This window comes from Caballeronia arvi (assembly GCF_001544695.2).
GTDB classification, from domain to species: Bacteria; Pseudomonadota; Gammaproteobacteria; order Burkholderiales; family Burkholderiaceae; genus Caballeronia; species Caballeronia arvi.
Map to the genome: position 1 here is coordinate 1 of NZ_FCOM02000326.1, position 650 is coordinate 650.

1 pseudogene is annotated in these 650 nt (G+C 62.3%); it reads right to left on the reverse strand.

Going from position 1 to position 650, the window contains the following annotated elements:
• Positions 1-56: 56 nt before the first annotated feature.
• Positions 57-650: pseudogene (locus AWB74_RS45170) on the reverse strand (cytochrome ubiquinol oxidase subunit I); the annotation flags it as partial.

Here is a 650-nt window from a genome sequence, read left to right on the forward strand (position 1 = left end):
GTTCACCGGCGCTGCCGATTGGCAACGCCCGGCCGCTGTCGAGCGTCTCGTAGAACTCAGCCAAGGGCGCCTCCCTCTTCGTGAACAGGGTAAGGTTCTCGCTGCACGAGTTTGCGCTCGGGCCAGCGCCAAACAATCAGCACGACCGCGCACGCGATACCCGCGGCGCCGGTCAGCCACCATGAATGCAGCGCCATACCCGCAAAGACAAGAGCAGAGAACAGCCCGAGCAAGAACGGCGCATACGAGTCTTCCGGCATCTTGAGAATGATGTCGGGTTCCGCGTCGAGCGCCGTGGTGCCGAGCGCCTCGCGCCCATGATCCAGGATGTAGCCCTCGTCGAGAACCGATCTCAGACGCGTTTTCGATGCTTCGGGCAGCCGGTCTTCCCAGAGCGGATGGCGGCTCGCTACAAACGGCAGCGTTGAGAAATTGTAGGGCGGCGGCGGCGACGCCACGGACCATTCGAGCGTTGGGGCGTCCCATGGATTCTTGCCAGCGAGCGGGCCACGATGATAGCTCCAGACGACGTCAATGAGAAAAATCAGCACGCCGAGTGCAAACACGAACGACCCCAGCGACGTGATCTGATTGACAGTGGTCCAGCCCATATCGGGCGCGTAGGTATAGATGCGCCGTGGCATGCCGAG